At 71.2% G+C, this 17,701-nt stretch carries 17 protein-coding genes; 10 read left to right on the forward strand and 7 right to left on the reverse strand.

Going from position 1 to position 17,701, the window contains the following annotated elements; translation table 11 throughout:
- Positions 1–114 precede the first annotated feature (114 nt).
- The 3 genes from ACFYW1_RS22415 to ACFYW1_RS22425 form a co-directional block, all read right to left on the reverse strand.
- Complete coding sequence (locus ACFYW1_RS22415) at positions 115–696, reverse strand: hypothetical protein (protein ID WP_388995792.1); 582 nt, start codon at positions 694–696, stop codon at positions 115–117.
- Positions 697–897: 201 nt separating this feature from the next.
- Positions 898–1,605 carry a DUF4328 domain-containing protein gene (locus ACFYW1_RS22420; RefSeq protein ID WP_388995795.1) on the reverse strand — a complete coding sequence of 236 codons (708 nt, stop codon included), beginning with the start codon at positions 1,603–1,605 and terminating at the stop codon, positions 898–900.
- A 338-nt stretch (positions 1,606–1,943) separates the two neighbouring features.
- Entirely contained in the window at positions 1,944–3,551 is a 1,608-nt protein-coding gene (locus tag ACFYW1_RS22425) for a glycoside hydrolase family 20 protein (protein ID WP_388995798.1), read from the reverse strand.
- A gap of 412 nt (positions 3,552–3,963) precedes the next feature.
- Between ACFYW1_RS22425 and ACFYW1_RS22430 the strand changes: the two genes are divergently transcribed.
- The 8 genes from ACFYW1_RS22430 to ACFYW1_RS22465 all read left to right on the forward strand — a co-directional run bounded on the left by ACFYW1_RS22430 (position 3,964) and on the right by ACFYW1_RS22465 (position 10,285).
- The gene (locus ACFYW1_RS22430) at positions 3,964–4,467 is read left to right on the forward strand and encodes a 2-oxo-4-hydroxy-4-carboxy-5-ureidoimidazoline decarboxylase (RefSeq protein ID WP_388996110.1); all 504 of its coding nucleotides are present in this window, start codon (positions 3,964–3,966) and stop codon (positions 4,465–4,467) included.
- A gap of 206 nt (positions 4,468–4,673) precedes the next feature.
- Complete coding sequence (gene sdhC, locus ACFYW1_RS22435) at positions 4,674–5,054, forward strand: succinate dehydrogenase, cytochrome b556 subunit (RefSeq protein ID WP_148838815.1); 381 nt, start codon at positions 4,674–4,676, stop codon at positions 5,052–5,054.
- 5 nt (positions 5,055–5,059) lie between these two features.
- Entirely contained in the window at positions 5,060–5,536 is a 477-nt protein-coding gene (locus tag ACFYW1_RS22440) for a succinate dehydrogenase hydrophobic membrane anchor subunit (RefSeq protein ID WP_356932342.1), read from the forward strand.
- Positions 5,537–5,564: 28 nt separating this feature from the next.
- Positions 5,565–7,319 (forward strand): succinate dehydrogenase flavoprotein subunit, encoded by a 1,755-nt coding sequence (sdhA, locus tag ACFYW1_RS22445; protein WP_388995802.1) that lies wholly within the window; start codon positions 5,565–5,567, stop codon positions 7,317–7,319.
- A complete protein-coding gene (locus tag ACFYW1_RS22450) occupies positions 7,319–8,077 on the forward strand; it encodes a succinate dehydrogenase iron-sulfur subunit (protein WP_388995808.1) in 759 nt (252 codons plus the stop codon). The genes sdhA and ACFYW1_RS22450 overlap by 1 nt, the downstream gene beginning before the upstream one ends.
- A 179-nt stretch (positions 8,078–8,256) precedes the next feature.
- Positions 8,257–8,838 (forward strand): hypothetical protein, encoded by a 582-nt coding sequence (locus ACFYW1_RS22455; RefSeq protein WP_388995811.1) that lies wholly within the window; start codon positions 8,257–8,259, stop codon positions 8,836–8,838.
- Between the two features lie 210 nt (positions 8,839–9,048).
- Positions 9,049–9,486 carry a hypothetical protein gene (locus ACFYW1_RS22460; protein WP_388995814.1) on the forward strand — a complete coding sequence of 146 codons (438 nt, stop codon included), beginning with the start codon at positions 9,049–9,051 and terminating at the stop codon, positions 9,484–9,486.
- 55 nt (positions 9,487–9,541) lie between these two features.
- On the forward strand, positions 9,542–10,285 hold the full coding sequence (locus ACFYW1_RS22465; RefSeq protein WP_388995817.1) for a TetR family transcriptional regulator: 744 nt from the start codon (positions 9,542–9,544) through the stop codon (positions 10,283–10,285).
- 138 nt (positions 10,286–10,423) lie between these two features.
- Here ACFYW1_RS22465 and ACFYW1_RS22470 read toward each other — a convergent pair whose 3' ends face one another.
- From ACFYW1_RS22470 to ACFYW1_RS22480, 3 genes are all read right to left on the reverse strand, one after another.
- A complete protein-coding gene (locus ACFYW1_RS22470; protein ID WP_388995820.1) occupies positions 10,424–11,980 on the reverse strand; it encodes an ABC transporter substrate-binding protein in 1,557 nt (518 codons plus the stop codon).
- 208 nt (positions 11,981–12,188) lie between these two features.
- Positions 12,189–13,610 (reverse strand): metallophosphoesterase, encoded by a 1,422-nt coding sequence (locus ACFYW1_RS22475; RefSeq protein ID WP_388996114.1) that lies wholly within the window; start codon positions 13,608–13,610, stop codon positions 12,189–12,191.
- Positions 13,611–13,664: 54 nt separating this feature from the next.
- Entirely contained in the window at positions 13,665–13,910 is a 246-nt protein-coding gene (locus ACFYW1_RS22480) for an SCO4848 family membrane protein (protein ID WP_388995823.1), read from the reverse strand.
- A 121-nt stretch (positions 13,911–14,031) separates the two neighbouring features.
- Here ACFYW1_RS22480 and ACFYW1_RS22485 point away from each other — a divergent pair, with 121 nt between their 5' ends.
- Positions 14,032–15,285: a D-alanyl-D-alanine carboxypeptidase family protein gene (locus ACFYW1_RS22485; protein ID WP_388995826.1), complete on the forward strand. Its 1,254-nt coding sequence runs from the start codon at positions 14,032–14,034 to the stop codon at positions 15,283–15,285.
- Here the strand turns inward: ACFYW1_RS22485 and ACFYW1_RS22490 are convergent.
- Positions 15,233–16,174 carry a YihY/virulence factor BrkB family protein gene (locus ACFYW1_RS22490; protein ID WP_388995828.1) on the reverse strand — a complete coding sequence of 314 codons (942 nt, stop codon included), beginning with the start codon at positions 16,172–16,174 and terminating at the stop codon, positions 15,233–15,235. The two genes, ACFYW1_RS22485 and ACFYW1_RS22490, sit on opposite strands and share 53 nt — an antisense overlap.
- Positions 16,175–16,316: 142 nt before the next feature.
- Here ACFYW1_RS22490 and ACFYW1_RS22495 point away from each other — a divergent pair, with 142 nt between their 5' ends.
- Positions 16,317–17,681 carry an FAD-binding protein gene (locus ACFYW1_RS22495; RefSeq protein WP_388995831.1) on the forward strand — a complete coding sequence of 455 codons (1,365 nt, stop codon included), beginning with the start codon at positions 16,317–16,319 and terminating at the stop codon, positions 17,679–17,681.
- Positions 17,682–17,701 lie beyond the last annotated feature (20 nt).

Here is a 17,701-nt window from a genome sequence, read left to right on the forward strand (position 1 = left end):
CCGTACACACGTCCTCCGTACGGGCACCTCTTGTACGAGCACCTTCCGTACGGGCCTCTCTCGTACGAGCACCTTCCGTACGGGCACCTCTTGTACGACGGTCCCGGCGGGCGCTCAGCCCCGGCCGCGGGCCTGGCGCGACGCCACCGCGCGCAGCACCCGGCGGCCCTCGGTCGACAGATCCACCGCGCGGCGCAGGGCGGCGCCGTCGCCCGCCGTGCCCGCGGCCTCCGTGAGGATCTCCAGGATCTGGATCTGGCGGCGCAGTTCGCCGGTGACCAGCGGACCGCTTCCGTCCGGGTCGCCCGCGCGGCAGCGCCGCAGCGGGTCCGCGCCGTCCGCTCCGGGGTCGCCGCCCGGGGTGTCGAACCGCCGGTGGACCTCCAGCGCGAGCAGCGAGCAGGCGTCGGCCCACTCCCGGAGCGGGGCGGCGGAGAAGTCGCCGGGCGCGGCGGCGAGCGCCTGCCGGACCTGTTCGGCCACGTCGTCCGCGGGTGCCTGTTCCTCCATCGCCGCACGGGCGGCCCCCAGTCGGGCGTCCCATTCCCGGCCGTCCGCGCGGACCGCCCGCAACGGGCGCAGCGGATCGGGTTCGGACCCGTCCGCGGGCCGCGGCAGACAGCGGTCGAGGCAGGCGACCGCACTCACGGCGAGGCTCCGCCCGTCGGCGGCGGCGATCAGTTCCAGCAGGCTCATCGGCGTCTCCTGTCGGCCCGTCCGGGTGCGTGCACACACCCGGACGCGGCGCTTCCTGTTATCGCTTCCAGCGCCGAATGGCTCAAAATCGTCACCCGAGGAGGCCGAAATCCCATCCCCTGGAAGATTCGGCAGGAAGGTTCGGCAGGACGACCGGGTCGCTGCGGGACGGCCGGGTCACGCCGCCGGGGGGCCGGCGCGTCAGGACCGGGTGCCGAGCGGATACAGGCCGAGGGCCGCCCGCTCCCCCTGCATGCGGGTGAGCCTGCGCACGAAGAGGATGGCGAGCACCGCGGCCACGACGTCGAACGCGTCGGACGCCATGGTCAGGTCCGTCGCGTCGATGATCTCCTCCACCTCCTCGGCCCGCCAGGACAGCCGGGTCGTGATCCAGGAGAAGAGCAGGGTGCAGACCCATCCGCCCCACCACAGGTTCATCAGGGTGGCCGGGACCGTGCGCCAACTGCCGTCGGTGTTGGTCTGGGCGCTCGCGGTCCAGACGCCGCCCGCGATCCGGCGCGGCAGCACCAGGTTGGCCACCGGGACGAAGCAGGAGCCGACCGCCCAGCCCGGCGCCATCGGCTGCATGCTCGGGTCGAACACCTCGGCGTTCAGCCGCACCCGCCGGAACCAGACGATGAAGACGATTCCGGTGGCCAGCATCATGACGCCCTGGAGCACGCCGGCGGACCCGTACAGGTTGTCCGCCATGGTCGCCGCCGACTCGTCGTACGTCTCGAAGTCGTTCGCCAGGCCGTCCGTGATCAGCCCGCGGAGGTTCAGCCCCGCCGCGACGGCGAGCAGATCCGTCACCGCGACGAGCGACAGCAGCACGACGAGGGCCTTCGCGAGTCCGTCCGGTGAACGCAGGTACTGCTGAGGAGCGACGAAGGCCGGGGCGGGCGGCACCGGGGCCGCCGCCCCGGCCGGGCCGGCGCAGTTCGAGCAGCGTCCGTCGTCGGTGACCGGCGGTCTGAGACGGCAGGTGGAACACAGCGCGGAAAGGAACCCCCAGGATTCGGAAACGGCATTCGGAAACGGACGGAGCCGCGCCCGCCTCTCCCCGGGGCGCACGCGGCGAGCGAACGTAACCCCCGCCCACCGCACTGTCCACCACGATTCGCCCCGCCCGGTCCGGGTCGTCCCGGGCTCGCCCGCCCGTCCCCGCGGCTCGCCCGACCTGCCTCCCGCCCCCGGCCCACTCGCCCGCTCGACCCGTCCCCGGCCCCGCGGCCCGTCCGTCCGGCTCAGCCCGTCCCGTCGATCCGTGCGGCCAGCGCCCGGAACTCGTCCCAGGTCAGCGCGGGCTTGCCCGGGACCCACAGCTTCTGGGCGGTCGCCCGCAGCGGCATCCGGATACCGCGCGCCACCTGGGCCGGGGTCTGCGCCTGCGGGAAGTCGCCCCAGACGGCGAACCGGCCGCCGAGGATCTGGCCCGACCAGCGCGCCGGAACCGGCTTCGTGCCGCGCAGGACGAGCGGGGTCCACTGCTCGTAGATCCGCTCGCCCGTCGGGTAGACGAAGTTGTTGGGCTGGCCGAGCACGTAATAGAGGAACTCGTCGTTGAGGTTCACCACGCGCCGGCCCTCGCGCAGGTACTCCTCCGGCTGCCGGGCGCCGTACTCCTTGCCCGTCCAGTACTCGACCTCGATGCCCTTGTCGGCGGGGACGGACCCGTCGCGGAAGAAGCCGTCGTTCCACGCCTTGGGCTGCTTGCCGCGCGGGCGCACCACGGCCGCGCGGTCGTTGAGCCAGCCGGTGGCGAGGTCCTTGATCCCGGCCCCCGCCCCGTACTTCCGCTGGGCGGCGCGCTGGAGCTGCGGGTAGGAGGCCGCCGGGTCCCGGGCCATCAGCGCCAGGTACTCGTCGGCGCCGAGGTGCCAGTACGCGCCGTCGAACAACTCGGTGTACTCGCCGAGGAGTTCGTCGACGAGCTTCGCCGCCCCGGGGTCGGAGATGTCCAGCGAGCCGGGCGAGAGCCGGCCCGAGGCGCTGCGCAGCTGGAGGCCGGGGTGGGCCCGCAGCACCGCGCCGAGGTGGCCCGGGGAGTCGATCTCGGGGACGACCTCGATGTGCAGCCGGCCCGCGAGCCCGAGGATCCGCCGCACCTCCGCCTTGGTGAGGTGCTGCGGCGACACCACCTCGGGGTGGGTGTCGGACTCGATGCGGAAGGCCTGGTCGTCGGAGAAGTGCAGGCCCAGCTGGTTGAGCTTGAGGTCGGCCATCTCGCGCAGCCGGTCCTCGATCCAGGCGGCGGTGTAGTGCTTGCGCGCGATGTCGAGGTTGAGGCCGCGCTGCGGCCGGTCGGGGCGGTCGCGCACCTCGCCCTCCGGCATCACCCCGTCGGCCCGCACCGACTGCTTCAGCGTGCGGGTCCCGTAGAAGACGCCGGCCTGGTCGGGCCCGCTGATCCGCGCCCGCCCGTCGCGGACGTCGAGGGTATACGACTCGGGGGCGCCGCCGCCCGGGACGATCGCCAGTTCCACGTCGCCCGCGCGGGCGGGGACGTCGCCCCGGTAGCGGATCTTCAGCTCCTGGGCCAGCAGCCGCCCCTCGTCCGCGAGCGTCCCGCTGCCCTCGGCGACGACGACCCCGCCGTCCGGGCCGGGGCGCCAGCCGGGGCCGCGGGCCGCCCGGTGTTCCCGCACGGCGGGGATGGTGCGGGGGGCCGCGGAGAGCGGGTAGCTCCGGGTCGGCGAGGGGGCCGCGGAGGAGGGCGCGGGGGCTCGGGGCGCCGAGGTCTGCCCCGCGAGCCCGCGGTCGGAGCCCTCCGGCCAGACGACGACGGCGACCGTCGCGGCGGCCGCCGCGGTGAGGACCGCGCCGGCCACGAGGGCGCCGCGTGAGGGCGACATGGTCAGGAACCTCCATTGTTCGCGGGAAGCGGGAAGCAGGACGGGAAGCAGGTCGGTCGGGAGGCAGGTCGGACGACAGCCGGGGCGCTCGGGAAGGGTCGGGAACGAGGAGGCCCGTGCCGGGCGTTCTCCTCGGGGGCACGGCCCATCAGACCGGATCGCGGCCCCTCAGCCGTTCCGAAACCCTCTCGTCCGGGTGAAATTCGCGCATCCGTCGGACGTCTGTTGCCCCGCCTCGGTAGCTTTGAGGCACATTCGTCTCTCCCTTCACCCTGCATCTGTCCGGCCTCACCCGTCCCTTCCCACCCAGGGTCACAGATGCCGTTGATCCGAGGAGCCCACGCTGTCCAGGTCCAGCGAGTCCCACGCCGGCCTCCCGGAGCGGTTGTGGCAACCGGTCACCCGGACGGCCCTGCCCGTCCAGGGGCCCGTGCCCGCCCGGGGCCCGGCCCGTCACCCGGGGCTCGACCATTTCAACGCCGTGCCGCCCGCGGATGCCGAGGCGGCCCTGCTGACGTGCTGCGGCAGCCGCCGCTGGGCGCACCGGCTGATGCTCCACCGCCCCTACCCCGATCTCGGCGCCCTGCTGGCCGCGGCCGACGAGGCGGGGTACGACCTGGCGCCCGCCGACCTCTCCGAGGCGCTCGCCGCCGAGGTCTCCCCCGGTCTGCACGACGCCGCCCCGCCCTCCGCCCATCTCGCGCTGCGGGCCGCGCACGCCGCGTACGAGAGCCGCTTCGGCCATGTCTTCGTGATCTGCCTGGACGGCATGGAGCCGGCCGAGCAGCCCGACCAGGTGCTCGCCGCGATCCGGACCAGGCTGGGGCACGAACCCGACCACGAGCGGGTGGTCACGGCCGACGAGATGCGGCGGCTCGCCCGGGGCCGCATCATCGACCTGGTATCGGCTTCATAACGGAACGGGCTCGGTCGGAGGGGTCAGCAGGGCGTTCTAGGCCGTCCGTGCCCGTTTGGTTGCCACTTTGATCACACCGTGGGCCCCGGCGCGAACGAACCGACAATCCGTCGCTACGATGGCCGGGGCCGGTGGACCGTACCCGGCCGGGTCAGACCGACAGTCAAGCCGGCCGACCCCAATCCCCGCTCCCGGAGGGTTCTTCCGTGCCGGCTGGAACGCTGTACCGCGGCCGGGAAGGCATGTGGTCCTGGGTGGCTCATCGAGTCACCGGTGTCCTCATTTTCTTCTTCCTGTTCGTACACGTCCTGGACACCGCTCTCGTCCGTGTCTCCCCCGAGGCGTACGACGACGTCGTGGCCACGTACAAGACGCCGATCGTCGCGCTCCTCGAATACGGCCTGGTGGCCGCCATTCTCTTCCACGCGCTGAACGGTCTGCGCATCATCGCCGTGGACTTCTGGGCCAAGGGCCCGCGCTACCAGAAGCAGATGCTCTGGTCCGTCGTGGGCATCTGGGTCGTCCTGATGGTCGGGGCCCTGTACCCCGTCCTCGGCCACGCCGTACGTGAACTCTTCGGGAGCTGAGGCCAATGTCCACCGAGTCCTCCGCCGCGATCGGCTCCGTCGAGGGCGTGAGCCTGTACGACGTCGACAACCCGGCCCCGGTCATCGAGCCGCCGCGCAAGCGCACCGGCAAGACCCCCAAGGGTTCGCGCACCAACTTCGAGATGTACGCCTGGCTCTTCATGCGCCTGTCGGGCATCGTCCTGGTTGTCCTGGTCCTGGGCCACCTGCTGATCCAGCTGGTGCTGGACGGCGGCGTCTCCAAGATCGGCTTCGCCTTCGTCGCGGGCCGCTGGGCCTCGCCGTTCTGGCAGGTCTGGGACCTGGCGATGCTGTGGCTGGCCATGCTCCACGGCGCCAACGGCCTCCGTACGGTCATCAACGACTACGCCGAGCGTGAGAACACCCGCTTCTGGCTGAAGATGCTCCTGTACACCGCCACGGTGTTCACCGTCCTGCTGGGCACGCTGGTGATCTTCACCTTCGACCCGAACATCCGCTAGGCGCCGGGCAGAGGGACCAGAGGAAATCATGCAGATCCACAAGTACGACACCGTCATCGTCGGCGCCGGCGGCGCCGGTATGCGTGCGGCCATCGAGTCCACGAAGCGCAGCCGCACCGCCGTGCTCACCAAGCTCTACCCCACCCGCTCCCACACGGGCGCCGCGCAGGGCGGCATGGCCGCCGCGCTGGCCAACGTGGAGGAGGACAACTGGGAGTGGCACACCTTCGACACGATCAAGGGCGGTGACTACCTGGTCGACCAGGACGCCGCCGAGATCCTGGCGAAGGAGGCCATCGACGCCGTTCTCGACCTGGAGAAGATGGGCCTGCCGTTCGGCCGTACGCCCGAGGGCCGGATCGACCAGCGCCGGTTCGGCGGTCACTCCCGCAACCACGGTGAGGCCCCGGTCCGCCGCGCCTGCTACTCGGGCGACCGCACCGGCCACATGATCCTCCAGACGCTGTACCAGAACTGCGTCAAGGAGGGCGTGGAGTTCTTCAACGAGTTCTACGTCCTGGACCAGCTGGTCGTCGAGGAGGACGGCGTCAAGAAGTCCGCCGGCGTCGTCGCCTACGAGCTGGCCACCGGCGAGATCCACGTCTTCCAGGCGAAGTCGGTCATCTACGCCTCGGGCGGCACCGGCAAGTTCTTCAAGGTGACGTCGAACGCGCACACCCTGACCGGTGACGGCCAGGCCGCCTGCTACCGCCGGGGTCTGCCGCTGGAGGACATGGAGTTCTTCCAGTTCCACCCGACGGGCATCTGGCGGATGGGCATCCTGCTGACGGAGGGCGCCCGCGGTGAGGGCGGCATCCTCCGCAACAAGGACGGCGAGCGCTTCATGGAGAAGTACGCGCCGGTCATGAAGGACCTCGCGTCCCGTGACGTCGTGTCCCGCTCCATCTACACGGAGATCCGTGAGGGCCGCGGCTGCGGTCCCGAGGGCGACCACGTCTACCTCGACCTCACGCACCTGCCGCCGGAGCAGCTGGACGCCAAGCTCCCGGACATCACCGAGTTCGCGCGCACCTACCTCGGCATCGAGCCCTACACGGACCCGATCCCGATCCAGCCGACCGCGCACTACGCCATGGGCGGCATCCCGACCAACGTCGAGGGCGAGGTGCTGGCCGACAACACCACCGTCGTCCCGGGCCTGTACGCCGCCGGCGAGGTCGCGTGCGTGTCCGTGCACGGCGCCAACCGCCTGGGCACCAACTCGCTGCTCGACATCAACGTCTTCGGGCGTCGCGCGGGCATCGCCGCCGCCGAGTACTCCGCGAATCACGACTTCGTCGAGCTTCCCGAGAACCCGGCGCAGCTGGTCGAGGAGCAGGTCGAGCGCCTGCGCGACTCGAAGGGCACCGAGCGCGTCGCGGCGCTCCGCCAGGAGCTGCAGGAGTGCATGGACGCCAACGTGATGGTGTTCCGCACCGAGCAGACCATCAAGACGGCCGTCGACAAGATCGCCGAGCTGCGCAGGCGCTACCTCGACGTGTCGATCCAGGACAAGGGCAAGCGGTTCAACACCGACCTCCTGGAGGCCATCGAGCTGGGCAACCTGCTCGACCTGGCCGAGGTCATGGCGACCTCCGCGCTCGCCCGCAAGGAGTCCCGCGGCGGTCACTACCGCGAGGACTACCCGAACCGCGACGACGTCAACTTCATGCGCCACACCATGGCGTACCGCGAGGTCGCGGCCGACGGCACCGAGTCGATCCGGCTCGACTACAAGCCGGTCGTCCAGACCCGCTACCAGCCGATGGAGCGTAAGTACTGATGGCAACCCCGACTCTGGACAAGGTCGAGGCGCAGTCCGCCGCCTCGCCGTACATCACGGCGACCTTCCGGATCCGCCGCTTCAACCCCGAGGTCTCCGACGAGGCCCGGTGGGAGGACTTCCAGGTCTCGATCGACCCGAAGGAGCGCGTGCTCGACGCCCTTCACAAGATCAAGTGGGACATGGACGGGACCCTGACGTTCCGCCGCTCCTGCGCGCACGGCATCTGCGGCTCCGACGCGATGCGGATCAACGGCAAGAACAGGCTCGCCTGCAAGACGCTGATCAAGGACATCAACCCGGACAAGCCGATCACGATCGAGGCCATCAAGGGCCTCACGGTCCTCAAGGACCTCGTGGTCGACATGGAGCCGTTCTTCCAGGCGTACCGCGACGTCATGCCCTTCCTCATCACCAAGGGGAACGAGCCGACCCGCGAGCGCCTGCAGTCCCCCGAGGACCGCGAGCGCTTCGACGACACCACCAAGTGCATCCTGTGCGCCGCGTGCACGTCCTCGTGCCCGGTGTTCTGGAACGACGGCCAGTACTTCGGCCCGGCGGCGATCGTCAACGCGCACCGCTTCATCTTCGACTCGCGCGACGAGGGCGGCGAGCAGCGCCTGGAGATCCTCAACGACCGTGACGGCGTGTGGCGTTGCCGCACCACGTTCAACTGCACGGACGCCTGCCCGCGTGGCATCGAGGTCACCAAGGCGATCCAGGAGGTCAAGCGGGCGCTGATCACGCGCCGCTTCTGAGCTCCGCCGGTCACCGGCCGCAAAGGGCCCCGGCTCCCGCAGGAACTCCTGCGGGAGCCGGGGCCCTTTGCTGCGCGGCCCGGGACTTGACGGTACGGTCGTGCGGAACCGGGCACCGGTTCACCGCCCCGGCGCTGCAGGGCTCCGGGACGCGCAGGACCGACCGAGAGCGGGGAACGTTGAGCGATCCGAATCCGTACGCGGACGACTCCTACAAGTGGGGCCCGGACCCCGGGCAGCAGGGCAATCCGCCCACCGCCGGGGACGGCCAGGGGAGCGGCGGCGCCCCGGCGTACGGCTATCCGCAGCCGCTGTCCGGGTCCCAGCCCGGTCCCGTCCCCGGTCATCCGCAGGGGGCCGCCCAGCCGGGCGTGCCCGGCGCCGGTTTCCCGCAGCCCGGGATGCAGCCCGGCGCGGGCATGCCGGTGCTGACATTCGGCGACATCGCCGTCATGAACGACCAGATCGTGACGCCGGCCGGGCCGATGCCCCTCAAGGGCGCGGTGTGGACGGCCACGGACCTGTCGCGCACCGAGGAGAAGATCCCGACGGTGGGGATCGTGCTCGCGATCGTCTTCGCGCTGTTCTGCCTGATCGGTCTGCTGTTCCTGCTGATGAAGGAGAAGCGGACGACCGGCTTCATCCAGGTCACGGTCACCAGTGGCGGCCGGCACCACTCGACGATGATCCCGGCGGTCTCCCAGGACACCTTCCCCATGGTGATGGCCCAGCTCAACACGGCCCGCGCCATGAGCGTCTGAGCGCACGCCGCCCCTCCGGCCGCCCCGCACCGCCGTTCCCGTCCGCGGCCCGCACCTCCGGCCCGCCCCTGCGGTCCCTGTCCACGGCCCGTCCCGTCGTGTGCCCTCCACCGCCGGGGCCGGTCGCCGGGGCACCCGCTTGAACATGTTCAAAAGCAGGTCTACAGTCCATGACACAAGCTTTTGAACGCGTTCAAGGGAGGCGGGGGCATGGACCTCACCGTCGTCGCGTACGTCATCTACCTGCTGTTCAGCGTGGCGCTCACCGTCTGGGTCGCGCGCACGCTCAGCCGCAACGGCAAGGTGTTCCTCGAAGAGGTGCTCCAGGGCAAGGAGAAGCTCGCCGATGCCGTCAACCATCTGCTGGTGGTCGGCTTCTATCTGGTCAACCTGGGCTTCATCGCACTCTTCCTGAGGCGGACCGACGAGGTCACCGACGCCCGCGGGCTGTTCGAGGCGCTGTCCGTGAAGCTCGGCGTCGTCCTGCTCGTGCTCGGCGTGATGCACCTCGGCAACGTCCTCGTGCTCAGCACGATCCGGCGGCGCCGGCTGATGGAGAGCGGGAAGATCCCGCCGGTGACGCCGCAGGGCTGGCCGATGCCGCCGGGAGCCGGCCCATGGGCCGCCCCCGTACCGCCCAGGCACTGAGACCCGTCACCACCGGCCCGGGGCCGCACGGCCCCGGGCCGATAACCTCAGGACCGTGGTGAAGGAAGTGAAAGACGTGAAGACAGTCAAGGCTCCCAAGAGCGAGCAGACCCGCACCCTCATCCTCGAAACCGCGCTCCGGCTCTTCCAGGAACGCGGCTACGACAGGACGACGATGCGGGCCATCGCCCAGGAGGCCGGGGTCTCCGTCGGGAACGCCTACTACTACTTCACGAGCAAGGAGCACCTCGTCCAGGGCTTCTACGACCGGCTCGCCGCCGAGCACGCGGCGGCCGTGCAGAAGGTCCTGGACGAGGAGAAGGACCTCGCGACGCGCATGCGGGGGGTCCTGCTCATCTGGCTGGACGTGGCGGAGCCGTACCACCGCTTCGCGGCCCAGTTCTTCAAGAACGCAGCCGACCCGGAGAGTCCGCTCAGCCCGTTCTCGGCGCAGTCCGTCGCGGCGCGCGAGGCCGCGATCGCCATCCACCGGCGGTGCCTGGACGGATCCGACACCAAGACCGACCCCGAACTGGACGATTACCTGCCGCAGTTGATGTGGCTGGTCCAGATGGGCCTGGTGCTGTACTGGGTGTACGACCGGACCGAGCACGCCGAACGCAGCCGCCGGCTGGTCGAGCGCTGCACCCCGATCGGCGCCCGCGTCATCGCGCTCTCCCGGTTCCGGGTGCTGCGCCCGGTGGTGCGGCAGATCCACGACGTGCTGGAGGAGTTCCTGCCCGGCGCGGCGAGGGCCAAGGGCCGGCCGGCCGGCGGGCCGGGGCCGAAGAAGCCCTGAGGGGCGGGGGCGGAACGGACCGAGGGGCGGTGCTCCGGCGTGTGGCCGGGCGCACCGCCCCTCGTTCGTCCTGCGGACCGTCCTGCGAGGTCCGGCCCCGGGGGAACGGCCCCCGCGAGGTCCGCTCCTGCGGGTCCGTCAGATCCGCCGCAGCTCCCAGAGCCGCCAGATTCCGGTGCCGTCCGAGAGGTACTGCGAGCCGGCGACCTCCGTCGTGCTGACGGAGTACTCCTTCTTCTGCCACAGCGGGATCAGCGGCACGTCCTCGCCGACCTGCGCCTGGAGGGCCTTGAAGTCGTCCGTGGTGCGGCCCCGGTCGCTGTACTGCAGCGTGGAACCGATCAGGCTGTTCACCTTCTTGCTGGAGTAGCCGTTGTGGAGGGCGTTGTCGCGGCCCACCAGCGGCTGGCTGAAGGTGTCGGGGTCCGGGTAGTCGGGGAACCAGCCGACCGTGTACGCGTCGTACTTGCCGGCCGCGTACTCCTTCTGGAACTTCGTCCACTCGACGGCGTGGACCTCCAGCTTGAACAGCCCGTCCTCCTCCAGCTGGCGGCGGAGCTCCTCGGTCTCCTTCGCCTGGATCTCGTCGCCGCCGCGGTAGCCGAAGTTGATGCGCACCGGCGTCTGCACACCGGCTTCGCCCAGCAGCTTCCTGGCCCGCTCGGGGTCGGGCGTCGGGTAGGCGTCGAAGAACGGCGTGCTGTGCCCGATGACCCCCTGCGGGATCAGCGAGTAGAGCGGCTCGACGGTGCTCTTGTAGACGTTGCTCACCAGGGGTCCGCGGTCGACGATCGAGGCGATCGCCTGCCGGACCTTCTTGTTGGCCAGCGGGGAACCGGGGCGGACGTTGAAGACGAGGTTGCGGATCTCGGCGCTGTCCGACTCGGTGACGCGCAGGTCGGGGTCACCGGGGTTCAGCTCGGCGAGCATGGCCGGCGGCAGCTCGCGGTGCGCGATGTCGACCCGCTTGCCCTCCCAGGCCGCCAGGAGCTTGTCGGAGTTGTCGTAGTAGTGGACGGTGACCGGGACGCCGGACTCCTTCAGCGCGCCCTTGTACAGGGGGTTGGGAACCAGCTCGGCGACGACGCCCGAACGGTACGACTTCAGGATGAACGGCCCCGAGCCGTCGACCGTGTTGCCGCTCCTGAGCTTCCCCGCCGGGTACGCCTCGCGGTCGACGATCGAACCGGCTCCCGTGGCGAGCTTCTGCGGGAAGGTCGCATCGCGCGAGGAGAGGTTGAACGTGATGGTGCGGCCCTCGGTCACCACGTTCTTCAGGCTCGGGAACAGCACCCACGGACCGGCATCCGTCTTGATCTTGAGCATCCGGTCGATGGAGTACTTGACGTCGGCCGCGGTGATCTTCCGACCGTTGGAGAAGGTCAGGTCGTCACGGAGCCTGCACTGGTACGTCTGGAGCTTCTGGCCGATGAATCCGCAGCTCTCGGCGGCATCGGGCTCGGGAACGGTCGCCCCGGACTTGAACGTCAGGAGGGACTGGTAGATGTTGCTGTAGATCGCCCAGGAGCCCGCGTCGTACGCGCCGGCCGGGTCGAGCGAGGTGACCACGTCCGTGGTGCCGACCGCGATCGGGGTCTGGTCCACATCTTTCGAGGGGAGCAACTGCCAGACACCGACCCCTACGACAACCAAGACCCCGATGATCGCAAGAATCCGTAGCCGGATCGACTGCATGGTCGTGCTCTCCCTTACCAACCCCACCCCGGTGTCGTGCTTCAGATATGCACATCACCGCATGCTCTCGCTCACCCAATCACACGATATTCACATCTGGAAGAGTGAAACAGACATTCATAGCCTTTTGTTGGGCGCCTGAAACCTCGCCGCGCCCAAAAGGCCGGAACCTGCCATTCCCTACGGACCGCTGCCGCGAACCGCGAGGTCAGGCCCGGAGCGAGGCGAGTTCGACGACGGTGATGTCGGAGGGGGCGCCGACCCGTACCGGCGGTCCCCAGGCTCCCGCGCCGCGCGAGACGTAGAGCTGGGTGTCGCCGTACCGGTCGAGCCCGGCACCGGTGGGGTTGGCCAGGTCGGCGATGAAGTTGCCCGGCCAGAGCTGGCCGCCGTGGGTGTGGCCGGAGAGCTGGAGGTCCACGCCGTGGGCGACGGCGTCGTGGATGACGACGGGCTGGTGGGCGAGGAGGACGGCGGCGCGGGCCCGGTCCCGGTCGCCGAGCGCGCGGGCGAAGTCGGGGCCCTGCCCCTCGCTCTCCCCGGCGACGTCGTTGACGCCCGCGAGATCGAACCCGTCGATCTCCACCCGGGCGTTCTCCAACGGATGCAGGCCCAACTCCCGCACCTGGTCCACCCATTGGGCCGCACCGGAGTAGTACTCGTGGTTTCCGGTGACGAAGAAGCTGCCGTGCCGGGCGCGCAGTCCGGCGAGCGGCTCCGCCGCCGGGCCGAGGTCGGCGACGGTTCCGTCGACGAGGTCCCCGACGACGGCGATCAGGTCCGGCCCGGTCCGGTTGATCGTGTCGACGATCCGCCGGGTGTGGGCGCGGCCGAGGATCGGGCCGAGGTGGATGTCGCTGACGACGGCGATCCGGAAGCCGTGCGCGGAGCGGGGCAGTTTGGCGAGCGGGACGGTGACCCGCTCGACCTTCGGCCCGCGCAGCACCCCGTGGGCTCCCAGGCCGACCGTCCCGAGCCCCGCGACGGCGGCGGCGCCGCCGACGACCCGGGAGACGAACAGCCGGCGCGAGGGGTCGACGACGGGACGGCGCGGGGCGGGGGCATCGGCGGGGGCGGTGGCACCCGGGGCGTCCGAGAGGTCCGAGGTGCCGGAGGCATCGGGGGCACCGGAGACGCCCGAGGCCGGGGGGTCGGCCGTGGTGGCGAGCGCCAGGGAGCCGGGGGCGTCGGCCGCCCCGGCCTCCGCCTCCGTCACGGTCCTCCGGGGCCCGGTGGCCGGCCCGGCCGACTCCGTGACCGGCTCCGCGACCGGGGAGCGGTCCGGGTGATTCCCGTCACTCGTACCGGTTGCCCGGCCCCCGCCCCCACCGCTCCTCGCGAGCACCCGGTGCAGGACCGGTCGCACCGCCTCCCCCACCAGCAGGGCCAGCGTCAGGTACAGCACCGCGGCCAGCCAGAGGTAGCCGGGCCAGGCCAGTACCTGCTGGAGCGGGAAGGGCGCTCCCACGCGGCCGGAGACCAGGGCGCCGAGGCTCAGCAGCGGCAGGACGAACGCGGCCGCGGTGCCGATCCGGCGCGGGACGCCTCCTCCCGCCGTCGTGTCACGGACCAGTCGGCACCACAGATAGCGGTGCACGCCGCCGAGCAGCGCGAGCACCACGACCACCATCACCACGAAACCGGCCACTGCCACCAGCTTGCTCCCCACCCGGTCTACCGCTCGTCACGCGCGTTCGCGGCGCAGTGCCTTGACACCACGGAACCCGATCACACCGATGACCGTCCCCAGGAGAAAGGACGTGATGGCGAGCAGCAGATGCACCCAGAAGTACGCAGTCGGGTCACCCGCGTCGTCGAAGGCGAGTCCGCTGCCGTCCTTCCACAGGTTCTTGACGAAAGTGATCCAGATGAACCAGCTCCACACCCCGAAGGCGAGCAGGAACCAGGAGACGGGGCGGCTGAGCTTCATGGACTCAGTATCTCCGCCGCGTTCCCGCAGGGCCGCCCGGGGTGGGCCGTCCCGGCGGCGCATGCGGCGGGTCAAGCCATCCGTACCCATTTTCATATCATCTGCCTGTACGTTTCCGACCGTGCCTGCTCTCAAAAAGACCGCACTGACGGTCATCTCAGCCGCCTTGCTGTCCAGTTTTGCCATCGCGCCGGCCTCGGCGGTCGGCAAGGACACCTCCGACGACGCGCCGAAGCCGCCCGCCGGCATGTCCCGGGTCGGTGGCGAACTGCTGGGGAGGAGCGGTACGCAGGTCCAGCTGAAGTCGGGCGCACCGGTGCTGCCGAAGGACCTCACGGGCCGGTCCTGGATCGTCGCGGACGCGGAGAACGGCGAGGTCCTCGCCTCGCACAACGCGCACTGGCGGCTGCCGCCCGCCTCCACCCTGAAGATGCTCTTCGCGGACACCGTGATGCCCGCGCTCCAGCCGAAAACCCGTGAGTACACCGTCCGGGACGAGGACCTTGCCGACCTCGGCGAGGGCAGCAGCCTGGTCGGCATCAAGGAGGACCTCAGCTACACGGTCCACGACCTGTGGCTCGGGGTGTTCCTGCGCTCGGGCAACGACGCGGTGCACGTGCTGTCCGCGATGTACGGCGGCGTGCCCAAGACCGTCGAGGCCATGCAGGCGCACGCCGAGGAGTTGCAGGCGCTCGACACGAAGGTGGTCTCGCCCGACGGGTACGACGCGCCCGACCAGGTCTCCAGCGCGTACGACCTGACGCTGTTCGCCCGCAGCGGGCTGCAGAAGGCGGACTTCCGGGAGTACTGCTCGACGGCCGAGGCGGAGTTCCCCGGCGCGGAGAAGAAGGGCGGGAAGCGGGAGAGCTTCGGCATCCAGAACACCAACCGGCTGCTGACCGGCGCGGACGGCGTCGACCCGTACAAGGGGATCGCGGGCGTCAAGAACGGCTACACCTCGCACGCCGGCAACACCTTCACCGGTGTCGCCGAACGCGACGGCAAGGTGCTGCTCGTCACCGTCATGAACCCGTCGTCCGAGGAGGCCCACGCCGTCTACAAGGAGGCCGCGAGCCTGCTGGACTGGGGCTTCGAGGCGAGCGGCAAGGTCACCCCGGTCGGCGAGCTGGTGCCCCCGAAGTCCGCCGACACCGGATCGGGCAAGGGCGCCCCGGCCGCGCAGGGCAAGGACAAGGGCGGGCACGGCCCCGAGAGCGGCAAGAAGGCCGTCGCCGCCGACGCGGGCGGCAGCGGCGGTGCCGGGATCGCGCTGGGCATCGTCGGCGGCGTCCTGGTGCTGCTGGCCGGCGGGGTGTTCCTGGTCAACCGGCGCTGGCCGCTGCCGGACCTGGTGCGTCGCCTCCCCCGTCGCTGACGGTCCCCTCCCCGGTCCCCTCGGCGTCCTCGACGCCCCCGCTGTTCTGCGTCGCCGTCCAGGCGGCGCAGAACAGCAGCAGTTTCGCCGTGAAGTTGAGCCAGAGCAGCAGGGCCACGGGCACCCCGAAGGCGCCGTACATGCTCTTGGACGCCACGCCCTTCATATAGCTGCCGAGCAGCAGCTTGAGCAGTTCGAAGCCGATCGCGCCGATCGCGCCCGCGACCAGCAGACGGCGCCGCGGCGGCTCCACGCCGGGCAGCAGGGTCAACAGGTAGAGCAGCAGCAGGAAACCTCCGAGCGCCCCCACGGCCATGGCGGCCACCTGGAGCACCACACCGCCCGCGCCCCGGTCCGAGATGTTCAGCAGGCCGGCGGTCCGGCCGACCGCGACGGTGCCCACCGAGGAGACCGCGAGGGTCGCGAGCGCCGCGCCGCCGAGCCCGAGCAGCAGCCCCGCGTCCTTGAGCTTGCGGACGACCGGGTTGCCCGTGTCCACGTCGTCCCGGCCCCAGACGGCGCGCAGGCAGTCGCGCATCGAGCCGAGCCAGCCGATCCCGGTGAGGAGCAGCAGCGCACCGGCCACCGCCCCGACCGTGCCCGCGTGGGCCACCAGGCCCTCGATGCCGAGCTGGTCGGAGATGCCCGGCACCTGCTCGGCGAGCTTGTCCTCGATCTTGCGCAGCTGCTCGTCGGAGAGCAGCGCGGCACCGATCGCCGCACCGACCGCGATCAGCGGGAAGATCGCCAGGAAACTGGTGAAGGTGATCGCGGCGGCGAGCCTGGTCCAGTGGACCCGTTCCAGGGTCTCGTAGGAATGCCAGGCGTGCGTCGCCATCAGCCGGGAGACGATCGGCCCGATGACGGGGAGTTTCTTCAGCCAGTCCATGACGTACGGCTTACCCGTCCGGGCGCCGGGAACCGTACCCGGCCCCCTCGGTGTGCGGCCCGACACCCCCTCAATCACCCATAACGGTGAGCACTGTAACAAATCCCCCAAAAGGGTTTTCCCTGGCGCTACGGTCACCGTCATGTCTGTCGACACGGTGTCCCTGACCGGCTGGGGCCGTACCGCCCCGACGACCGCTCTGCGGTTCCGTCCGCGTACGTACGAGGAAGCGGCGGCGACGGTACGCGGCTGCGGACCCCGTGGTTCCATCGCCCGGGGGCTGGGCGGATCCCACGGCGACGCGGCGCAGAACGCGGGCGGCTCCGTCCTCGACATGACCGCGCTCGACCGGATCCGCACCGTCGACGCCACCACCGGGCTGGTGGTCTGCGACGCCGGGGTCGGCCTGCACCGGCTGGCAGAGGTCCTGCGGCCGCTCGGCTGGTCCGTGCCCACCCCGTCCCCGAACCGGTACGTCACCGTGGGCGGCGCGATCGGCGCCGACGCGCACGGCCACGACCAGCACCACTCCGGCTCCTTCTCGCGCCACGTGCAGGAGCTGGAGCTGCTGACCGCCGACGGCGAGATCCACACGGTCCGTCCCGGCACCGTCCTCTTCCACGCGACCGCGGGCGGGCTGGGCCTGACGGGTGTGATCCTCTCGGCGACGCTGCGCTGCCACCGCGCCCCCGGGCCGTGGCTGTCGGTCGACACCGAACGCGCCGTCGACCTGGACGACCTGCTGGACCGGCTCTCCGCCGGGGACCACCGCTACCGTTACTCGGCCGCCCGGATCGACCTCCTCGCCCGCGGCCGGGCGACGGGGCGCGCCGTGCTCACCCGGGGCGAGCCCGTGCCCGTGGACGGGCGGGCGCCCCGGTACGCGCGGCCGGCGCACACCCGGCGCACCCCGTTCGCGCTCCGCCCGGGCCGGCTGCCGTCGCTCTCCGCCCTCGTGCCCCACGCACTGCCCGGCGGGGTCTGCGCCGCCCTGCTGGGCGAACTCCGGTACCGCGGCGCGCCCGGGTACCGGCCCGGCGAACTCCAGCAGCCCGCCGAGTTCTTCCGTCTCCTGGACGGGCCGGTCCGGGACCGGCCCCGGGGGCGCGCCGGGTCGGTGCGGTACCAGTTCGCCGTCGGGTTCGGGCAGGAGGAGGCGCTGCGGCGGATCGTGCGCCGGTTCTCCCTGCGGCGCTGCCCGTCGTCGCACGCGGTGCTGAAGCGGTTCGGGGCGAGCGACCCGGGCTGGCTGTCGTTCCCCGTGCCCGGCTGGACGCTCGCCCTCGACCTGCCCGCCGCCCTGCCCGGCCTGGCCCGGTTCCTGGACTCGCTGGACGAGGAGGTGGCGGCGGCCGGCGGCCGGGTCTGCCTGGCGAAGGACTCCCGGCTGCGGCCCGAGCTGCTGGCCGCCATGTATCCGAAGCTGGACCAATTCCGTTCGCTGCGCGCCGAGTTGGACCCGTACGGGGCGTTCCGCTCGGATCTTTCCCGGCGTCTGTCGCTCTGACCGGCGCCGCGTTCCGCACA

This window comes from Streptomyces sp. NPDC002669 (genome assembly GCF_042889165.1).
Classification (GTDB): Bacteria; Actinomycetota; Actinomycetes; order Streptomycetales; family Streptomycetaceae; genus Streptomyces.